Origin of the sequence: Burkholderia sp. FERM BP-3421 (assembly GCF_028657905.1) — a bacterium.
GTDB lineage: Bacteria > Pseudomonadota > Gammaproteobacteria > Burkholderiales > Burkholderiaceae > Burkholderia.
The window spans coordinates 1781386-1799141 of the sequence record NZ_CP117781.1 but is presented as its reverse complement, the minus strand read 5'-3'; the positions used below and the strand labels follow the sequence as shown (position 1 = coordinate 1799141).

Genomic DNA, 17756 nt, shown 5'->3' with positions numbered 1-17756 from the left:
CGGATAACGCTCACGAGTGATGATCAAGGCCCGGATGGCCAGACCTTCGTCCGGCTTCCGGTTGCCCGGAACGATTCAGCCCGGCCACGCCCGCGGCCTGGTAGCGCAGCACCAGCCGCTCGATCTGCCGCACGCTCAACCCCAGCCGTGCGGGCTTGAGCCGCGCTTCGGTCACCGGCTGGATGACCTTGAACCGGTCCATCTTGCGCATCGTCAGCCACTGCAATTAGTTTTGATAATTTACCTTATGTCAAATATCATGCGCAAGCTTGTCGATGCGATGCGGGCAATCAAAGCAACCCTGCTGCTGGCGATCTCGCGCCCGGCAACAGCGTAGCAGTCCCAGAATCGCCTCCTTTGAGAGGCCTGCCATGAGCAGGCGTTTTTTGAACCGCGATCGCGTACGCCCGTCGCCGCCGCGCGTCGTGGACACCGCGCCTCGTGTTGCGGATCGTCCAGTACAGCCGGCGGATCTCCCTGGCAACTTCACTCAACTCACGCTCCGAAAGTTCCGGGCGCTCCAGCAGCTCCGACGGGCCCAACTCATCACCTATTGACTTGCGCCGACCTCTACGGCCTTCACCAGCTCGAAGCCCGATCCGCCCAACTGGTAATAGTACGTGCCCGAGCCAGTCTCGTTACGGCTCCCGTGAAGGATCAGCAATCGGCTGTTAGCGCGAAACTCGATCGGCACGTCAATCTCAGGAGCCCAGCAACACAGCGTGAACGGCAGCCACGTCGTCTGGCCTGTCTTCGCGTCAACGGCCACCGTTGTGACGCACGAAGCGCCACAACCCCAGCTACTCAAGATGTAGTGCCCGGCAAAATTCGGTTTGCCGTGAGTGACCTCTCGCAAGCGAGTCGCAAATTCCCGGTCCTTTGATGACTGGATCCGGACCTTCGCAACCCTCCCCTTGAACCCGTCGGCGACCGGGTACGCGTCAAAACTTGGCAGCTGCGCATCGGCGTAGACACGTCCGAAAGCGCACATGCCCAACGCGAGCGCAACCAGAAGATGCTTTTTCATTCAGCCAATACCAGTGACTACGCGCTCTATCCGAAATCGCGTCACGTGTCGCCGAGGGTGCGTGCTTTCATCGATTTCGTGGCGGATCTCTACGGCAAGACCGATCCGCAATAGGCAGCAATAGGTCGCAATCGCCCTGCTCGTCCGGACTATGCGCTGCCCGCTTCGTCAGTGACGACGGTCAACGTGACGGAGCCCCAGTTGTTCCAGTAATAGCCGCTGCGGTCGTTCGCGAATACGAAGAGAACGCCATCCGAAGTCGCGACGTGGTCGCTCTGGGCGCCCATGCGAAACGTCTGCGTCGGATCGTCCTCGGCCGGTGCCGCGTCGCTCGGCGCAATGCGCCCCATCAGACGAAAATACCGACCGTCGTCGGGGATTCGCGGCGGATGCCCTGTCGTGTAGAACAGTGGCGCCGGATACCCTTCCGCGGTACATGGAATGACCGCATCCACCCATACCCCGATCGCTCGGCATTGCAGACGCATCCCCGCTTTCACACGTATGCCGGTATTGACCCAAGGATCTTGTGCGGGCACCTGTACGACGTGAGCCATGTTTCACCTCGATCGGCTGGGGCAAGGCAATGCACGCTCCCGTGCGGGAAACATCACCTTTTCGGGTTGGTGTGCTTATTCGAACTTCTCGTCGGTCGCCCTTCCCGGCAGGCTTACAATTGCGGCGACAACAATGACCGAGGGGCCGCCATGAGTCTTGACGATCGCGACTGGTATCGCGAAGCCATTCGGGAGAAACAGGCGCAACAGGACAATCCCGCGCCACCGCCTCGTCCGGCACATCCCGCGCCATCCGGCCCACAAGGCAGCAAGCCGAGGTGGGAGCCATCATGGTTCATCATTCCACCCATCGCACTGCTGGCCGGCGGCCTTGCCTACCTGCTCGTCTATCAGGTCCTGAGCCATTTCGGTGCGAACTGAAACCCGGCGCCCTCGCGCACCGAGCGCGCGCGGTCAGTCGGAACGTGGCGCCACGCGGTCGCATTCGCTCCGCGACACCCGCTCGCGAAGGCGAACCGCATCAAGTGCCGAAACCGTCAGAACACCCCGGGAATGACCCGATACCTGACCTTGGCCTTGTAGGCGAGATAAGCGCCGTCCTCCGACAGAATCCGCTCCTCGCGATAGATCCGTCCGACCTGGAGCAACACCTGCAGGCACACCGCGAGCACGTTCTGCACGCTGAAATTGGCCAACAGGAAGCCGACGTCGATCATCAGGTAACCGAGGTACATCGGATGGCGGACGAAGCGATACGCGCCGCGCGAAACAACGCCGCGGTTGGCGGGAAGAATGCCGAACGAGCGCCGCAACGACAGCTTCGCGAACAATTGCCAGGCGAGCCCGACAACCTGGATCGAGGCGGCAATGTCTTCCGGGATGATTTTCTGGCTGGCCGACAGTTGGAACAGCAGATAGTAGAACGTGCCGGCGACCGAAAAGAAAACGGCGAACGGGCTCCAGTCCCGCTTGGTCGGCACCTTCGAGAATAAGGACAGGCCCACGCTCAGCGCCGCCGTGATCACCAGCAGCACCAGCGTGATGCGCGACGGATCGGCGATCCATTCGATGTACGCGGCATAGCCGAATATGCCGAGCGCAAGCCCGGCCGCCACGCGCGCCGCGACTTCGACGCTGACGCTGAACCAGTTCTCGGGCACTGTCGGCGCGATCGGCCGCGCGCGCGCGATGGACTGACCTCCCACGCGCGGAGCACTCGTGATTACCTCGTGTTCGCTGACCGGTGTCATGACCACGATCCCCCTGCGGTGCCGGATGAACGCGGATGACCCGAAGGGCCATCCGCGCGCATTCAAAGCGTCGACTCATGCCAATAGCCGGATGCAGTATCCCGACATCAAAACCCCGGCCGCCTTTTGCCATTCTATTTCCGGCTTTCAACCCGGATATTTTTCAAACTTCCCGTCCCGCCGGGCGCGCACCGGCCTGCGCGCCCGTTCCACTCGGCTCCCCCGTCTTCGCTACCCTTCCAGGCCCGCCCCCGCTGGCCGTCGATTATTTCGGCGCGTGCGCCGATTACCCTTTCCATTTGTCGAACAGTGAATAAACCGCTCAAAACATTCAACATTTTGTTACTCCACATTACGCAAATTTACGCATAAAGGAAATCCATCTTTCCCCGGTCGAGGGTTAAACCCGATCATTACATTCTTTCATTTTCATGACGATTTCGATGCAACACGCGACGCATGAACGCCCCCGTCGCGCAGCCGGTCCCGTTTCGCCATGTGCGCCCGGCGCATAACCAAAGCGCGAATCGATCGTTCCGTTCCCGGCCCGGGTTGCATACAGTGATCGCTCGTCCAACGCCGGCTTCCTCGCTTCGTCTCCCGCCATGATCGCTGCCCCGCCTATCCTCGACCGCCGCCAGTTCATCGCGCTGGGCGCCGCCGCGCTCGCCGCCGGGCTGGGCCGCCCGGGCAGCGCGCGCGCCGATGCCGCCGCCGGCACCGCGCCGCCTTCGCTCAAGGGCAAGCGGATCGGCATCAGCGCGGTGGGCACCGATCATTACTGGGACCTCAAGGCCTACCAGGGCGCGATCGACGAAGTGAGGCGGCTCGGCGGCACGCCGATCGCGCTCGATGCCGGGCGCAGCGACAGCCGCCAGATCGCGCAGATCCAGACGCTCATCGCACAGAAACCCGACGCCATCATCGAGCAGCTCGGCACGGCTTCGGTGCTCGAACCCTGGCTCCGGAAAATCCGCCAGGCCGGCATCCCGCTCTTCACGATCGATACCGCCTCGCCTTCGAGCCTGAACGTCGTCACGTCGGACAACTTCCTGATCGGTTCGCAGCTGGCGCTCCAGCTCGTCAACGACATGCGCGGCGAAGGCAACCTCCTCGTGTTCAACGGCTTCTACGGCGTACCGGTCTGCGCGATTCGCTACGACCAGCTGAAGGCCGTGCTGAAGTGGTATCCGAAGGTGCGCATCCTGGAACCGGAGCTGCGCGACGTGATCCCGAACACGGTGCAGAACGCCTACGCGCAGATCAGCCAGTTGCTGCAGAAATACCCGAAAGGATCGATCTCGGCGATCTGGGCCGCGTGGGATGTGCCGCAGGTCGGCGCGACACAGGCGGTCGACGCGGCGGGCCGGCGCGAGATCCGCACCTACGCGGTCGACGGCAGCCCCGACGCCGTGGCGCTCGTCAAGGATCCGAAGTCGAGCGCGGCCGCCGTGGTCGCGCAACAGCCGGCGCTGATCGGCCAGACCGCCGCGCGCAATGTCGCCCGCTACCTGGCCGGCGAGCGCGCGCTGCCCGCCTACACCTATGTGCCGTCGGTGCTCGTGACCAAGGACAACGCCGGCGTCGCGCAACAGACGCTCGGGCAGCACGCGAACGCGGCCGTCCTCCCCGGGACCGCCCGCGCATGACGCGCGGCGCCTCCGCGCTCACGCTGCACGGGATCGTGAAGCGCTTCGACGGCGTGACCGCGCTGCGCGGCGCGTCGCTCGACGTCGCGCGCGGCGCCGTGCACGGTCTCGTGGGCCAGAACGGCGCGGGCAAGTCGACGCTCATCAAGATCCTCGCCGGCCTGTACGCGCCCGACGCGGGCACGATCGCGATCGACGGCGCCCCACAGCGGGCCGATCCCGCCACGCCGCTGCGGACGGCCGGAATCGGTTTCATCCATCAGGAGCGTCTGCTGCCGAGAACGCTCACGGTCGCCGAGGCGCTGTTCCTCGCGCAGCCGCCGACCTTCGGCCGCGGCCCCGACCTGCTGCGCGCGTTGCTGCCGCTCGACTTGAAGCGGATGCGGCGCGAATGCCGCGCCCGTCTGCACGAACAGTTCGCGATCGATCTGCCGCCCGACCGCCTGATCGGCGAGTTGAGCGTCGCCGAACAGCAGATCGTGCAGATCACGAGCGCGCTGATCCGGCGCAAGTCGATCCTGGTGTTCGACGAACCGACCGCCGCGCTCGTGTCGGGCGAGATCGACCGGCTGCTGCGCACGATCGAACGGCTGCGCGACGACGGCGTGACGGTGCTCTACGTCTCGCATTACCTGGCCGAGATCGCCGCCGTGTGCGACCGCGTGACGGTGCTGCGGGACGGCCTCGACATCGCCACCTTCGATGCGCGCGCCACGCCGGCCGCCGCGCTGGTCGCGGCGATGGTCGGCGACGCCGCGCGCGGCCGTGCGGTCACGACGCCGCGCCGCCACGGCGAGATCGTGCTGGCCGCGCGCGGCCTCGCTCGGCCGGGACATTTCGGACCGCTGTCGTTCGAGGTGCGGCGCGGCGAAATCGTCGGCGTAACGGGCGCGCTGGGCTCCGGCGCGAAAGCGCTGGTGCGCGCGCTGTTCGGCATCGAGCCGGCCACCGAGGGCAGCCTGTCGATCGCGGGCCGCGCCGTCCGTCTCCGGCGCCCGCGCGACGCGGTCCGGCACGGCGTCGCGCTCGTGCCGGAGAACCGGCACGCGCATGGCGTCGCGGCGACGCTGAGCGTGCGCGAGAACGCTCTGCTGGCCAACCTGTCGCGCTTCGCCCGCGTCGGCCTGATCCGCCGCCGCGATGAAACCACCGCGGCACGGGCGCTGATCCGGCGTCTCGACATCCGCCCCGCCGATCCGGAGCGCGCGGTGCGTTTCCTGTCGGGCGGCAACCAGCAAAAAGTCTCGCTCGCCAAATGGCTGAGCCGCGCGTCGACGATCTATCTGCTGGACGAGCCGACGGTCGGCGTCGACGTCGCCGCGAAAGCGCAGATCTACCTGCTCGTCGATGAACTCGCACGGACCGGCGCGGCGATACTCGTGCTGTCGAGCGATCTCGACGAGCTGCTCGCGCTCACCGACCGGGTGCTCGTGATGGCGCGCGGCCGGATCGTCGCCGCCTGCCCGTCCGCGCGCACCGACGCCGCGACCTTGCTCGCGTGGACCACCGGCGCCCGCGCGCCGCACCCGCCCGATGGCGTGCCGGCATGAACGCGGTACCGGACACGCCCCTCGGCGCGCCACCGATGCCCCTTCGGGCGCGCGCCTGGCTCAGGCAGGGCGCGTGGCTTGCCGTCGCACTCGTCTGCGCCGGCTTCGCGCTCGGCTCGCCGCTGTTCCTGACGCTCGCGAACCTCGGCAATGTGCTGCAGCAGAGCGCCGTGACCGGGCTACTGGCGCTCGGCCTGACCATCGTGATGATCGGCGGCGGCGACGATGCGATCACCGGCGGGCTCGACCTGTCGATCGCGGCCAACCTCGGCTGGTGCGCGGCCGTATTCGCGGTCGCGACGCGCGCGGGGCTCGGCGATGCGCTCGCCTGCGCGCTGACCTTCGGCGCGGGCGCGGCGGTGGGCGCGCTCAACGCGTGGGCCGTCACGCGGCTGCGGATCCTCCCCCTGCTCGCCACGCTGACGACGATGAACCTGTGCGCGGGTCTCGAACTGGTGTTGACGCAGAACACCGCCGTGGAAGCCGCCAGCCCCCTGCTCGGCGCCTTGCTCGAAGACGGGCCGTTCGGCGTGCCGCGCATCGGTTGCGCGCTGCTCGCCGCGGCCGCGGTGCTCGGCGTCGCCGTGCACCGCACGCCGTGGGGGCTGCACCTGCGAGCCGTCGGCGCGCACCGCGCGGCCGCGGCGGCGGCGGGCATCCCGGCTGCGCGCCGGATTGCCGCCAGCTATGTGGCGAGCGGCATCGCGGCGGCCTTCGCCGCGCTCGCTTCGGGGGCCCTCCTGAGCGGCAGCGCCCCCGGTTCCGGCGACAACCTGCTGCCCGTCGTCGCTGCCGTGCTGCTCGGCGCGGTGTTTTTGCGACGCTTCGTGCCGACGATCCCGGGCACGCTGGTCGCCGTGCTGTTCGTCGGCATGCTGGTCAACGGTTTCCAGCTGAACAACCTGTCGAGCTATTGGGTCAACGGGGTCGAGGGGGCACTGATCCTGTTCGTCGTCGCCGCCACCGCATTCATGCGGCGGCGTCATGCGGGAGGAAGAGCCGATGGCTGACTGGTTCGCGCAGTCGCGCCGCTTCGCGGTGCTCGGCGCGCTGTTCATCGTGCTCGCGGGTTTTGCCGCGACGGCGCCCGGGTTTGCGACGCTCGCCAACATCGAGCGGGTGCTGGTCGACAACGTCGCCCTGCTCGCGATCGCGGCGCTCGGCATGACGCTCGCCTTGTCGATCGGGGCGATCGACCTCTCGCTCGGCACCTCGATCGATGTCGCGGGCCTCGCGTTCGTCGTCGCGCTCGCGCACGGCCTGGGCGTCGCGCCCGCCGCCTGCGCCGGGCTCGCGGCCGCGCTCGCGGTCGGTGCATTCAACAGCGTGCTGGTTGCGCGGCTCGGCATCGCACCGTTTCTCGCCACCCTGGGCACGCTGTTCATCGGCCAGACGATTCAGCAACTCGCGACCGACGGCGGCCAGCCGATCTACCTGCTGAGCGTCGCGCTGCCCCCCGTTTTCGACACGCTCGCGCATGGCGGCGCGGCCGGCGTCGCCGCGCCGCTGTGGATCGTCGCGGGCCTCGCGCTGGCGCTCTACGTCGCGCTCGCGCATACGCGCTTCGGACGCGCGGTCGCGGCGCTCGGCGCCGCGCCGGGCGTCGCCCGCTACTCGGGCCTGCCGGTCGGCGCGGTCACGGCCGCCGTGCTGGTTGCGAGCGCACTGATCGACGGGGTGGCCGGGATCGTGCTGTCGTCGACCGTGCGCGCCTATGCGCCGCTCGCCGGCAATGCCTATCTGCTCAATGCGATCGGCGCGGTATTCATCGGCGCGACGCTGTCCAGGCAGGCGCGGCCCAATGTCGGCGGCACGCTCGTCGGCGTGCTGCTGCTCGCCTTCGCCGCGAACGGCCTGTTGCTGATCGGCTGGAACTTCTACTGGCAGCAGGTCGCCACCGGCGTGCTGATCTTCGCGGTCCTCGCGCTCGGCTCGCTCGCCCAGCCCACCCGCGCACCGCGGCGCGCGGGTTGAGCGGCGCGCCGCTCAGCGCAGCCCGGCCGCCCAGTCCACCGCGCCGTCGAACAGCATGAGGCCGTCCGCCGACAGGTTCTCGAACGTCGTGTTGTTCAGGAACAGCATCACCCGGCGCGCGGGCGCGAGCGATTCGTAGTCCATCGTCGCGCCGGTCTCGTAGGCGAAGATCGCGGCCTTCTCCGGCTGCCCGTAGACGGTCGCGATGATCGACGCGCCGAGCCCCGGCTTGCCCCAGCTCATGCTCGCCTGGCGGCCGTACACGTTGGTCGCGCCCGCGCGCAGCCCGGCCGCGATCGGATGCGGCGCGTTGACGATCCACAGGTAACGCTCCTTCCCGGTCTCGCCGAAATCGGCGTCGTGCCGCTTGCCGGTCATCGCGAGATCGTCGAGCAGGTCGTTTTCCCAGGTGACGAGCGGCTTCGCGAGCGTGCGCCAGCCGCTCGCGACGTGCTTCGACGCGACGGTCGACGAAATGATGACGAGATCGGCATCGGCGGCGGCCTCGACCGGCTGCGCCTCGTCGACGAGGCGCACCACGTAGCCGCGCGCCGCCAGATGCGCCTGCGCGCGCGCGTCGACTTTCAGGTCGGGACCGTGCAGTTGCACGAGCATCACGACGCGCTTGCCGGCGCCGGGCTGCGCGGGCGTCTGCGCGTATACCGGCGGCAGCGCAGCCGGGAACGCGAGCGCCGCGCCGGCGGCCGCGCGCAGCAAGGCGCGCCGCAAGGGTTTGAAGGAACGGAAATGATCGGACATGGTAAATCTCCTGGTCGGCTCGCTGGACGGTGACTCAGAACTGCAGGGTCGTCAGCAACGAGACCTGCCGCGCATCGCCGATCGCGACGAAGTAGCGGTTCGCGCTCGACGGGTAGTAGGTGCGGTTGAACAGGTTCTTCACGTTGAGCTGGAACTGCAGCTTCTGCTTGCCGATCCGCGTGTCGTAGCTGGCGAACGCATCGGCGATCACGTAGGACGGCAGCGTGAAGCTGTTCGCGGAATCGCCGGGGCGCGCGCCCACGTAGCGGCCCGCCGCGCCGATCCGCAGATCGTCGCCGCCGAACACGGTGCCGACGTCGTAGACGGCCGCGAGCGACGCCGTGTGCCGGGCGACATTCCACAGCTGGTTGCCCGCGTACAGCGGATCCTCTGTGGTCTTGGCGTCGATGTACGCGTAGCTCGCGATCACGTTCCAGCGTTCGCCGATCTGGCCGGACACGTCGAGTTCGACGCCGCGCGAACGGGCCTTGCCGGCGGTGCGCCAGTCGGTGAGCTTGGTGGCGTCGTTGAATTGCGACACGAGCACGTTGCGCTTGTCGATGTTGAACAGCGCGAGCGTGCCGGTCAGGCCGGCCGGCAGGTCGAGCTTGCCGCCCAGCTCCCACGACGTCGACTGTTCCGGCAGCATCGCCGAGTCGATCACGGTGTTCGAGCCGAGCGGCGCGATCGTCGAATTCGGTTTCAGCGACTGTGTATAGCTGCCGTACAGCGAGAACGCGTCGTTCCACTTGTAGACGAGGCCCGCGCGCGGCAACCACTTGCGGCCGTCGATATCGGTATTGCGCTGGAACGGCCGGCCTCGGCCCGCCACCTGGTTGTAGGTCAGGAAGCGCACGCCGCCGACCAGGATCCACTTGTCGGTGAGCTTCACGCTGTCCTGCACGAAGAACGAGGCGTCGTGCAGCGTGTCGGTCTGGTCGCTGTCGCCCGCCGACACCGTGCTCGACGCGCCCAGGCCGCCGTACACCGGATTCAGGTAGCTGAACGGCGTCTTGACGGCCTGGCGCAGCAGGTCCGCGCGATAAATGCGCCGGTACTCGCTGTCGACGCCGACCATCACGTCGTGCTCCATGCCCGCGACGCGCAGCTTCCCGTTCGCATACGCGATGCCGTAGCTGTCGGTGCTGAGCGAGCCGTGCGTCGCGTCGTTGCTGCGCGTGAGCGTGCCCTTGCCCGGATTGATGCCGGTGATGCGCAGCTGGTTCGCGTCGTAGGTCTCGCGGTTGTAGCTGTAGCCGAGATGCACCGACCAGTCCGGATTGATCCGGTGGTCGATCATCAGCTGAGCGAGGTGCGATTCTCCCTCCATATTGTTGAACGGCTCGTCGAGACGACGGCGCGCGGGAATATCGAGGGGCGCGTTGGTGCGCGGATCGAGCGAGGTGCCGCGATCGAACGGCGCCAGGAATGTGCGGTACTGGTAGGACAGCGACACCTGGGTGTCCCGGCCGTACCACGCGAGCGAGGGAGCGACGAGCGTTCCGCGATTGGTGCCGAAGTTGCGCCAGTACGGCTCGTCGCTCTGGTTCACGATGAGCCGGTACGCGAGCCGCGAGTCGCCGATCGCGCCGGTCGAGTCGAACGTCACGCCCGCGCCGTTGCGTCCATGGCCGTAGGTCGAGCCGAGCACCGAGATCGCGTTGTAGCGGGTCAGCGACGGCTGCTTGCTGACGACGTTGATCACGCCGCCGGGATCCATGATCCCGTACAGCAGCGACGCCGGCCCCTTGAGCACCTCGACGCTGTCGGTGGTCTCGTTGAGCGCGCGGCCCTGCACGAGCGGCATGCCGTTCTGCATCACCGAGCCATCGCGATTCGCCCCGAAGCCGCGCTTCATCAGCGTGTCCTGGGTGCCCGCGAGTGTGTTGCCCTGGGTGATGCCGCTCACGTTGGCGAGCGCGTCGTCGAGGTTGCGCGGCCGCTGGTCGCGCAGCACCTGCGCGGGGACGACGTTGATCGCCTGGGGCGTGTCGAGAAGCTTCGCGTCCGAGCGCGTGATCGACGCCTCTTCGGCGGGCCGATAGCTGTCGGCCTGCGGCCCGCTCGCGCGTACGGCGACCGCGGGCAGCGCGGTTTCGGCGGCGACGCCGCCCGTCGTCGCCCCCGGCGCGCCGGCCCGGATCAGCGTGTAGCCGCCGCCGGGCTGGCGCACCGCGATCAGGCCGGTGCCGGTCAACAGCCGGTCGAGCGCGGCCGCTGTATCGAATTCGCCCCGCACGCCCGGGCTGCGCAGACCGTCGGCCTGTTCGCGCGAGAACGCGAGCAGGATCCCCGCCTCGCGGCCGAAACGGTTGAGCGTCGCTTCGAGCGGACCTTCCGGGATCGCGTAGGCGCGGCGCGCGGCGCGCTCGGCGGCGGACGGTGTGCCGTCCGGGGAGGCCCACGCGGCGGGCGGCGCGAGGGCCGAGACGAGCGCGGCGGCGGCGAGATGCTGGACGATCCGCCACGGCGCGCGGCGAGGAGGGAGGCGAATGAACGAATTCATGATCGGTGACGGATGGGACGTTGGGCGAAGTGCTGCTTTCATTTCCCATGTCACGCGAACATCGAAAAACAGCTCACCCCGGCCGAAAATATTTTGATAGGGCTCAGGTCCGGGCCGGCACGACCCTGACCCAGTAGCGCGTGAACGACGCGATCCCGACGGGCAAGGTCGCGCGCAGCACCGTGAGGATCCGGTCGGTGTCGTCGAGCGGATAGGTGCCGGAGACGCGCAGGTCCGCGACCGCCGCGTCGCAGTCGAGGCGGCCCGGGCGATAGCGATCCAGCTCGGCGATCAGGTCGCCGAGCCGCATGCCGGCCGCGACCAGCATCCCATCGGTCCAGGCCGCCGCGTCGTCGGCGAGCGGCGCAACGGGTTCGAGCGCGGTGCGCGTGAAGCGCGTGGTCTGGCCGGCGTCGACGACGCGGGCAGCGGCGGGCGCATCGTGCGGCGTGGCGCGCACGGCGCCCTGGAACACCTCGATCCGGGTTGTCGCGGCCTGTCCGCGCACCGCGAAGCGCGTGCCGAGCGGCTGCAGCGCGCCCTGCTCCGTGACGACGGAAAACGGGCGGGCCGGCGCATGCGGATCGTGGCCACTCGCGACCATGATTTCGCCGCGTACCAGCCGGATGGTGCGCGAGAACGCATCGAAGTGGAGATTGACCGCCGAATCGGTATTGAGCGTGAGCACGGTCCGGTCGGCGAGCGTGACGGCGCGGCGCTCTCCGACCGCGGTGCGCAGGTCGGCGCGCCAGGCCTGCCAGGGCGTGCTGCGTTCGGTCATCCACGCCGCGCCGCCCACGCCGAGCAGCACGCTCAGGGTCTTGAGCGCCGCCCGGCGCCGCGCGGGCGCGAGCAGCGCGGCGCGGGCCGCCTCGGCGCCGGACCCGCCGGCGAACCGGGCGAACCCGCTGTTGACCTTCTCGATATGACGCCATGCGGCCTCGTGCAGCGGATCCTGCGCGCGCCAGCGCGCGAGGCCTGCGCGGGTGGCGTCGGTGGCGCGCCCCGATCCTAGCTCGACCCACCATTCGACGGCACGCTGCGCCACCTCGGGCGGCACGCTGGGCCAGGATGTCGCCGTCCTCATGCGGCCAGCGCGAAGAAGCACTGCGCGCCCGCCTTGACCAGATGGCGCTTCACGGTCGACAGCGAGATGCCCAGCTCGGCGGCGATCTCGGTGTGCGTGAGCCCGTCAAGCTGGGACAGCAGGAACGTGCGTTTCACGACGACGGGCAGGCCGTCGAGCAACTGGTCGATCTCGATCAGGGTTTCCAGCAGGATCGCGCGCGTCTCGGGCGAAGGTGCATGGGCTTCCGGCAGTTGCTGCAACGCATCCAGGTAAGCGCGCTCGACCTGCTCGCGCCGCCAGTGGTTGAACAGCACGCGCTGCGCGACCGTGGTCAGGAACGCGCGCGGCTCACCGGCGTCGATCGGCTCGTCGCGCGCGAGCAGCCGCATGAAGGTGTCGTGCGCAAGGTCGGCGGCCCGGTGCGCGCACCCCACCTTCCTGCTCAGCCAGCTGTGCAGCCAACGATGGTGGCCGGTATAGAGCGTGCCGATTTCCTGATGCAGCAGCAGTTTGTTTGCCGACATGAGCCGTCTGTTCCCGAGGTGACCGGGGTGCGAGTTTGTAAATGAGAATGATTATTATATACAGTTTACGAAACTGACCAAGGAGGAAGACGCGCGACGCCCGCCCGGCCCGGGCCCGGGTCGTGCGGGTGGCCGGGTATGGCCAAAGGCCGCCCGCACGGAGCGCAACCGCTGTACCATCGCGACTCGCACGCATTTCACGCACCACCGTCATGTCTTCCGATTCCCAGCCGCGCATCTACGCGATGCCCGAGCGCAGCGATCGCCTCGATTTCTACATCCGCGATCAGACCACGCGCCAGGCGATCACCGAGCCTCATCGGCATGCGTATTTCCAGATCCAGTTCAACCTGGGCGGCGACACCGAGCAGCGCATCGGCGGCGTCACGCGCCCGTTTCCGCGCGGCGCGCTCGCGTTCGTGCCGCCCTACCGCGAGCACCTGATCCCGCATCCGCCCGGCGCGCATTTCGTGGTCGTCAATTTCTCGCTGGCCTTCCTGCGCGCCGACCTCGACGTCGACCCGCTCGACCTCGACGATCTGCCCGCGCAACGCGCGCCGGAGCTGGCGCCGTTCCGCGTCCAGGAGCATCTCGATTTCATCCTGACGGGCGCCGCATTCGACGAGGCGCGCCGGCTCACCGAACGCATGCTCGATGCGGACCGCGCGCGCACGTTCGGCTCGGTGCCGCTGCTGCGCGGCTACCTGCTGCAGCTGATCGGCCTCGTCTGCATGCAATACGCCGGGCCGCTCGAACGGCTCACGCACGGCGGCGCGCCGCGCGCGGGCCGGCGCGATGCGCTCGCCCGCGTGCTGCGCCATGTGCGCGCGAACCTGACCAACGGCGAGCTGACGCTCGCGGGCACCGCGGAGGCGGCGTTCCTGTCGCCCAACTATCTGGCGCACCTGATCCGCAAGGAAACCGGCAGCACCTTCACCGATCTCGTCACGGATCGCCGCATCGCACTGGCGCAATCGTTGCTCGCGCACACGACGCGGCGCATCACCGATATCGCGCGGTCGGTCGGGTTTCGCGACGAAGCGTACTTTTCGCGGCGCTTTCGCGCGCGCGTCGGCCTGTCGCCGAAGGATTACCGGGAGGCCAACAGCGCCGGCGGGCCGCCCGGGGCGTAGTTATGTCCATGAATCAGCCACTTGCGTCGCGGTGCCGCCGCCCCAGTCTTGCTATCGTGACGGCAGAGCGGCGCGCGGGCCCACGCGGGCCGGCCGCGCCGATGTCCCAACCAGACAGGAACCGAACATGACCGACTTTGCCGTGCCGCCGCCCATCGCGCCTTCCGTCGAGATCGCCGGAAGCACGTCCCGCTTCCCCGTGCGCCGGGTCTTCTGCGTCGGCCGCAACTACGCGGACCATGCCCGCGAGATGGGCCACGATCCTGACCGCGAACCGCCCTTCTTCTTCACCAAGCCGGCCGACGCGATCGTGCCCGCGCGCGACAGCGTGCCTTACCCGCCGCTGACCGCCGATCTGCACCACGAGATCGAACTCGTGATCGCGATCGGTCGCGCGGGCCGCGCCATCCCGGCCGCCGCGGCGCTCGACCACGTATGGGGTTATGGCGTCGGCGTCGACCTGACCCGGCGCGACCTGCAGGCCGAGGCCAAGAAGCTCGGCCGGCCGTGGGATTGGGCCAAGGGCTTCGACGCCTCGGGGCCGCTGAGCCCGCTGCACCCGGCCGCGACGCTCGGCCATCCGTCCGCCGGCCGCATCTGGCTCGCGGTCAACGGCGAATTGCGCCAGCAAGGCGATCTCGCGGACCTCATCTGGCCGGTGGCCGACATCATCAGCCACGTGTCCCGCTCCGTCGAACTGCGCCCGGGCGACCTGATCTTCAGCGGCACGCCGGCCGGCGTCGGCGCGTTGCAGCCGGGCGACCGCGTGACGGGTGGCGTCGACGGGGTCGACGCGTTCGAATTCGTGCTCGGGGCCCGCGCCGAATAAGCGCCGAATAAGCGCTGATCCGCGCGCGCCCGCCGCGGCGTGCATGGTCTCAAGCGGGGAGTCGCCGGTGCAGGCTGACTCCCCGTATTTGTTTTGTTACGTCGGATTGCGACGGGCATGCGGGGCGCGACATCGCCGGGATGAATAAAATTCCGCGCGCCCCGGATTAACAAAATTTATATTTTCGACCTGTGCTTGCGCAAAGCACGCCAGATCGCACGGACAAAAATCAATAAAAAAATCCACCTGGCTGAGTAAAAATCCCTTCGCAGGCTGGCCGGGCCTTGGTCACCCAGATCGCTTCACCGTCAGTCGAAAAGGCATTGCCGCGAGCTTCCGACTTATTAATATGGAGGCGCGAGCCGGGCCGCATGACACACTGTTCCGCTCGCCATGACGGGTAACGATCTTCCCGCGATCTTTTTCCCGGCATCAAAACATAATCCGATTTTCATCAAGGGATAACATCATGGCCAAGATTGAATTGCTCGAATCGAAGCTTGCCGCGCGGCATGACGCGCTGGCCAATCACCCGGTTTTCCATTCGATTCGGTCGATCGAGGAGCTGCGGACGTTCATGGAGTGGCACGTGTTCGCGGTGTGGGATTTCATGTCGCTGGTCAAGCGGCTGCAGGCAGACCTGACGACGGTGTCGGTGCCGTGGATCCCGCCCCTCAACATCAACGCGGCGCGGCTCATCAACGAGATCGTGCTCGGCGAGGAATGCGACGAGACGCCGCGCGGGTACATGAGCCACTACGACCTCTATCTGCATGCGATGCGCGACATCGGCGCGTCGACGGAGCAGATCGAGCGGCTGATGGCGCTGCTGCGCTCGGGCGTCGGCATCGGCGCCGCGCTCGACACGGTCGCGCCGCCGCCGCCCGTCCATGCGTTCGTGGTGGAAACGATGCGGGTCTGCATGTCGGCCCCGACCCACGAGGTGCTCGGCAATTTCTTTCATGGCCGCGAGAACGTGATTCCGGACATGTTCCGCACACTGCTCGACGTCTGGCATGTCGACCGCAAGGACGTGCCGCTGCTCGCCTACTACCTCGACCGCCACATCGAGGTGGATTCGGGCGAGCACGGGCCGGCTGCGCGCACCCTGATCCTGGAGGCCGCGGGCGACGATCCCGTCCGGCTCGAAGCGGCGCTCGAGGCGGGGCTCGCGGCGATCGAGGATCGCCTGAAACTCTGGGACGGCCTGCTCGCGCATCTGCATGACGAACGGCGCGCCCGCGCGCCGGCGTTGTAATCCCTCCGCCGTGCCGCCTTCCTTACGTTTCTTTCGCCTCGTGGAACGGACGCGTTATGATGTGCGGCCTTTCATCTGAACATTAGTACTTCTCTATGTCCGGCTCGACTCTCTGGCTTGCGCTTCCCTGGAGCGCCATCTTCCTCGCAGCGCTGGCGATCTGGATTCCACGGCTGCGCCGGCTCAGCCTCGGCGTATGCGCCCTCGGCTACGCAGGCGGCTTCATGACCGGGCAGCTTGCCCCGGCGGCCGTCGCGCCGCTTGCGCTGCTCGCCGCGGCCGCCTATCTCGTCGCCCCGCAGCGGCCCGTCGCCGCGCGCTGGTCAGGACACCTGCTGTTCATCGTGCTCGCGGTCGCGCTGACCCTGCACTGGCTGCCGGGCTTCCACAATCCACGCGTGATCGGCCCGGTGCGCTTCACGCCCGACGCCGTGCCGTTCACGATGTACCTGAATTTCGACAAGCCGCTCGTCGGCTTCTGGCTGATGTGGGTGCTGCCCTGGCTGCGGCCGGCCGTGCCCTGCGCGCGCAGCATGCGCATCGGCCTGGGCTCGGCGCTCGCCACTTCGACGGCATGTCTCTCGTTCGCGCTGGCGCTCGGGATGGTCGGCTGGGCGCCGAAATGGCCCGCGCTCGGCTGGCTGTGGCTGCTCAACAATGCGCTGCTCGTCACCTTCGCCGAGGAGGCGCTGTTTCGCGGCTATCTGCAAGGCGGCCTCGAGCGCCTGCTCGCGCCGCGGCGCGGCGGCGGCACGCTCGCGCTGGCGCTGGCCGCCGTCGCGTTCGGCGCGGCGCATCTGGCGGGCGGCTGGCCCTGGGCCGTGCTCGGCACCGTCGCGGGCGTCGGCTACGGGCTCGCCTACCGCCACGGCGGCCTGCGCGCCGCCGTGCTCGCCCACCTCGGCCTGAACCTCATCCACTTCACGCTGTTCACCTATCCGATGCTGCAGGCGGCGCGCTGAGGTCGCCGCGCGGCGTCAGCGGATCTGATCGGCGATCGGGCGCAGGAATTCCGAGAACCCGGTCAGCATGATCTGCACGCCGACGCACAGCAGCAGGAACGCTGAAACGCGCATCGCGACCTTGGTGCCCTCCGCGCCGAGGTAGCGGGCCAGGAACGCCGCACGGCTGTAGGTCTGCCAGATCACCACGGCGACGAGCAGCGAGACCGCGATCGACACGATGCTCGACAGCACGAACTCCGACAGCTTGTGCGTGCGGTTCGCATTGAGCGCGATCGCGGTGGCGATCGAGCCGGGGCCGGTGGTCAGCGGGATCGTCAACGGGAAGAAGGCGCGCGCCATCGCGCTGCGCGCATCGATCGGCTTGACCGCCGTGTCGCCGCCCGGCACGTCGGGCTCGTTGAGCATCTGCCAGCCGGACACCGCGACCGCGAAGCCGCCGCCGATGCGCAGCGCCTCCATCGAAATCCCGAAGAAATGCAGCACCGGCGTCCCGACGAAAAAGGCCGCCATCAACACGATGAACGCGTTGAGCGCGACCTTGCGCGCGAGCACGCCACGTTCGGCCTCGGTCAGCGATTCCGTGCGTTCGAGAAACAGGAAGGCGATGCCAAATGGATTGATGATGCCCATCAGGCCAGTGAAGCCGAACAGGATCTCGGAGATCAGACGGTCGACGATCATCGAATACGCACGAAAAGGATTGGCGGACAGGGCGCGACCCCGGTCGCGCCATTGTAGAGCAAGG

The 17756-nt window shown here is 68.0% G+C and carries 18 protein-coding genes; 9 read left to right on the top strand and 9 right to left on the bottom strand.

Features of this window, described 5'->3' with window-relative positions; all coding sequences use genetic code 11:
* Positions 1-10 precede the first annotated feature (10 nt).
* The 3 genes from Bsp3421_RS10965 to Bsp3421_RS10955 form a co-directional block, all read right to left on the bottom strand.
* Positions 11-211, bottom strand: a complete 201-nt coding sequence (locus Bsp3421_RS10965; RefSeq protein ID WP_273995982.1) for a hypothetical protein — start codon at positions 209-211, stop codon at positions 11-13.
* Positions 212-550: 339 nt separating this feature from the next.
* Positions 551-1027: a hypothetical protein gene (locus Bsp3421_RS10960; protein WP_273995980.1), complete on the bottom strand. Its 477-nt coding sequence runs from the start codon at positions 1025-1027 to the stop codon at positions 551-553.
* Between the two features lie 149 nt (positions 1028-1176).
* Complete coding sequence (locus tag Bsp3421_RS10955; protein WP_273995978.1) at positions 1177-1584, bottom strand: hypothetical protein; 408 nt, start codon at positions 1582-1584, stop codon at positions 1177-1179.
* A 150-nt stretch (positions 1585-1734) separates the two neighbouring features.
* Here Bsp3421_RS10955 and Bsp3421_RS10950 point away from each other — a divergent pair, with 150 nt between their 5' ends.
* Entirely contained in the window at positions 1735-1965 is a 231-nt protein-coding gene (locus tag Bsp3421_RS10950; RefSeq protein ID WP_273995976.1) for a hypothetical protein, read from the top strand.
* Between the two features lie 116 nt (positions 1966-2081).
* Here Bsp3421_RS10950 and Bsp3421_RS10945 read toward each other — a convergent pair whose 3' ends face one another.
* The gene (locus Bsp3421_RS10945) at positions 2082-2795 is read right to left on the bottom strand and encodes a methyltransferase family protein (RefSeq protein ID WP_443111429.1); all 714 of its coding nucleotides are present in this window, start codon (positions 2793-2795) and stop codon (positions 2082-2084) included.
* 605 nt (positions 2796-3400) lie between these two features.
* Here Bsp3421_RS10945 and Bsp3421_RS10940 point away from each other — a divergent pair.
* Genes Bsp3421_RS10940 through Bsp3421_RS10925 form a run of 4 tightly spaced genes read left to right on the top strand, consistent with a single transcriptional unit; the run spans position 3401 to position 7968 of the window.
* On the top strand, positions 3401-4444 hold the full coding sequence (locus Bsp3421_RS10940) for a sugar ABC transporter substrate-binding protein (RefSeq protein WP_273995974.1): 1044 nt from the start codon (positions 3401-3403) through the stop codon (positions 4442-4444).
* Positions 4441-5994 (top strand): sugar ABC transporter ATP-binding protein, encoded by a 1554-nt coding sequence (locus tag Bsp3421_RS10935; protein WP_273995973.1) that lies wholly within the window; start codon positions 4441-4443, stop codon positions 5992-5994. The genes Bsp3421_RS10940 and Bsp3421_RS10935 overlap by 4 nt, the downstream gene beginning before the upstream one ends.
* Positions 5991-7004 (top strand): ABC transporter permease, encoded by a 1014-nt coding sequence (locus Bsp3421_RS10930; protein WP_443111428.1) that lies wholly within the window; start codon positions 5991-5993, stop codon positions 7002-7004. Before Bsp3421_RS10935 ends, Bsp3421_RS10930 begins: the two co-directional genes overlap by 4 nt.
* Positions 6997-7968, top strand: coding sequence for an ABC transporter permease (locus Bsp3421_RS10925; protein ID WP_273995972.1), 972 nt, complete (start codon positions 6997-6999; stop codon positions 7966-7968). Before Bsp3421_RS10930 ends, Bsp3421_RS10925 begins: the two co-directional genes overlap by 8 nt.
* Positions 7969-7980: 12 nt before the next feature.
* Here Bsp3421_RS10925 and Bsp3421_RS10920 read toward each other — a convergent pair whose 3' ends face one another.
* The 4 genes from Bsp3421_RS10920 to Bsp3421_RS10905 all read right to left on the bottom strand — a co-directional run bounded on the left by Bsp3421_RS10920 (position 7981) and on the right by Bsp3421_RS10905 (position 12826).
* The gene (locus Bsp3421_RS10920) at positions 7981-8727 is read right to left on the bottom strand and encodes a hypothetical protein (RefSeq protein WP_273995971.1); all 747 of its coding nucleotides are present in this window, start codon (positions 8725-8727) and stop codon (positions 7981-7983) included.
* A gap of 34 nt (positions 8728-8761) precedes the next feature.
* Entirely contained in the window at positions 8762-11233 is a 2472-nt protein-coding gene (locus Bsp3421_RS10915; protein ID WP_273995970.1) for a TonB-dependent siderophore receptor, read from the bottom strand.
* 103 nt (positions 11234-11336) lie between these two features.
* Positions 11337-12320: a FecR domain-containing protein gene (locus Bsp3421_RS10910; protein ID WP_273995968.1), complete on the bottom strand. Its 984-nt coding sequence runs from the start codon at positions 12318-12320 to the stop codon at positions 11337-11339.
* Positions 12317-12826 carry a sigma-70 family RNA polymerase sigma factor gene (locus tag Bsp3421_RS10905; RefSeq protein ID WP_273995967.1) on the bottom strand — a complete coding sequence of 170 codons (510 nt, stop codon included), beginning with the start codon at positions 12824-12826 and terminating at the stop codon, positions 12317-12319. The genes Bsp3421_RS10910 and Bsp3421_RS10905 overlap by 4 nt, the downstream gene beginning before the upstream one ends.
* 212 nt (positions 12827-13038) lie before the next feature.
* Here Bsp3421_RS10905 and Bsp3421_RS10900 point away from each other — a divergent pair, with 212 nt between their 5' ends.
* The 4 genes from Bsp3421_RS10900 (at position 13039) to Bsp3421_RS10885 (ending at position 17008) form a co-directional block, all read left to right on the top strand.
* Positions 13039-13959, top strand: coding sequence for an AraC family transcriptional regulator (locus Bsp3421_RS10900; protein ID WP_273995966.1), 921 nt, complete (start codon positions 13039-13041; stop codon positions 13957-13959).
* 127 nt (positions 13960-14086) lie between these two features.
* Entirely contained in the window at positions 14087-14788 is a 702-nt protein-coding gene (locus Bsp3421_RS10895; RefSeq protein ID WP_273995964.1) for a fumarylacetoacetate hydrolase family protein, read from the top strand.
* Between the two features lie 469 nt (positions 14789-15257).
* Positions 15258-16046: a DUF3050 domain-containing protein gene (locus Bsp3421_RS10890; RefSeq protein ID WP_273995962.1), complete on the top strand. Its 789-nt coding sequence runs from the start codon at positions 15258-15260 to the stop codon at positions 16044-16046.
* Positions 16047-16141: 95 nt separating this feature from the next.
* A complete protein-coding gene (locus Bsp3421_RS10885) occupies positions 16142-17008 on the top strand; it encodes a CPBP family glutamic-type intramembrane protease (RefSeq protein ID WP_273995960.1) in 867 nt (288 codons plus the stop codon).
* A 15-nt stretch (positions 17009-17023) separates the two neighbouring features.
* Here Bsp3421_RS10885 and Bsp3421_RS10880 read toward each other — a convergent pair whose 3' ends face one another.
* Positions 17024-17692 (bottom strand): MarC family protein, encoded by a 669-nt coding sequence (locus Bsp3421_RS10880; protein ID WP_273995959.1) that lies wholly within the window; start codon positions 17690-17692, stop codon positions 17024-17026.
* Positions 17693-17756: the final 64 nt, after the last annotated feature.

Coding starts and splice junctions, on each gene's coding strand:
- Bsp3421_RS10910 (WP_273995968.1), bottom strand. CDS start 12,320: ATGAGGACGGCGACATCCTGGCCCAGCGTGCCGCCCGAGGTGGCGCAG.
- Bsp3421_RS10915 (WP_273995970.1), bottom strand. CDS start 11,233: ATGAATTCGTTCATTCGCCTCCCTCCTCGCCGCGCGCCGTGGCGGATC.
- Bsp3421_RS10905 (WP_273995967.1), bottom strand. CDS start 12,826: ATGTCGGCAAACAAACTGCTGCTGCATCAGGAAATCGGCACGCTCTAT.
- Bsp3421_RS10890 (WP_273995962.1), top strand. CDS start 15,258: ATGGCCAAGATTGAATTGCTCGAATCGAAGCTTGCCGCGCGGCATGAC.
- Bsp3421_RS10895 (WP_273995964.1), top strand. CDS start 14,087: ATGACCGACTTTGCCGTGCCGCCGCCCATCGCGCCTTCCGTCGAGATC.
- Bsp3421_RS10940 (WP_273995974.1), top strand. CDS start 3,401: ATGATCGCTGCCCCGCCTATCCTCGACCGCCGCCAGTTCATCGCGCTG.
- Bsp3421_RS10885 (WP_273995960.1), top strand. CDS start 16,142: ATGTCCGGCTCGACTCTCTGGCTTGCGCTTCCCTGGAGCGCCATCTTC.
- Bsp3421_RS10955 (WP_273995978.1), bottom strand. CDS start 1,584: ATGGCTCACGTCGTACAGGTGCCCGCACAAGATCCTTGGGTCAATACC.
- Bsp3421_RS10930 (WP_443111428.1), top strand. CDS start 5,991: ATGAACGCGGTACCGGACACGCCCCTCGGCGCGCCACCGATGCCCCTT.
- Bsp3421_RS10935 (WP_273995973.1), top strand. CDS start 4,441: ATGACGCGCGGCGCCTCCGCGCTCACGCTGCACGGGATCGTGAAGCGC.
- Bsp3421_RS10945 (WP_443111429.1), bottom strand. CDS start 2,795: ATGACACCGGTCAGCGAACACGAGGTAATCACGAGTGCTCCGCGCGTG.
- Bsp3421_RS10920 (WP_273995971.1), bottom strand. CDS start 8,727: ATGTCCGATCATTTCCGTTCCTTCAAACCCTTGCGGCGCGCCTTGCTG.
- Bsp3421_RS10950 (WP_273995976.1), top strand. CDS start 1,735: ATGAGTCTTGACGATCGCGACTGGTATCGCGAAGCCATTCGGGAGAAA.
- Bsp3421_RS10900 (WP_273995966.1), top strand. CDS start 13,039: ATGTCTTCCGATTCCCAGCCGCGCATCTACGCGATGCCCGAGCGCAGC.
- Bsp3421_RS10965 (WP_273995982.1), bottom strand. CDS start 211: ATGCGCAAGATGGACCGGTTCAAGGTCATCCAGCCGGTGACCGAAGCG.
- Bsp3421_RS10880 (WP_273995959.1), bottom strand. CDS start 17,692: ATGATCGTCGACCGTCTGATCTCCGAGATCCTGTTCGGCTTCACTGGC.
- Bsp3421_RS10960 (WP_273995980.1), bottom strand. CDS start 1,027: ATGAAAAAGCATCTTCTGGTTGCGCTCGCGTTGGGCATGTGCGCTTTC.
- Bsp3421_RS10925 (WP_273995972.1), top strand. CDS start 6,997: ATGGCTGACTGGTTCGCGCAGTCGCGCCGCTTCGCGGTGCTCGGCGCG.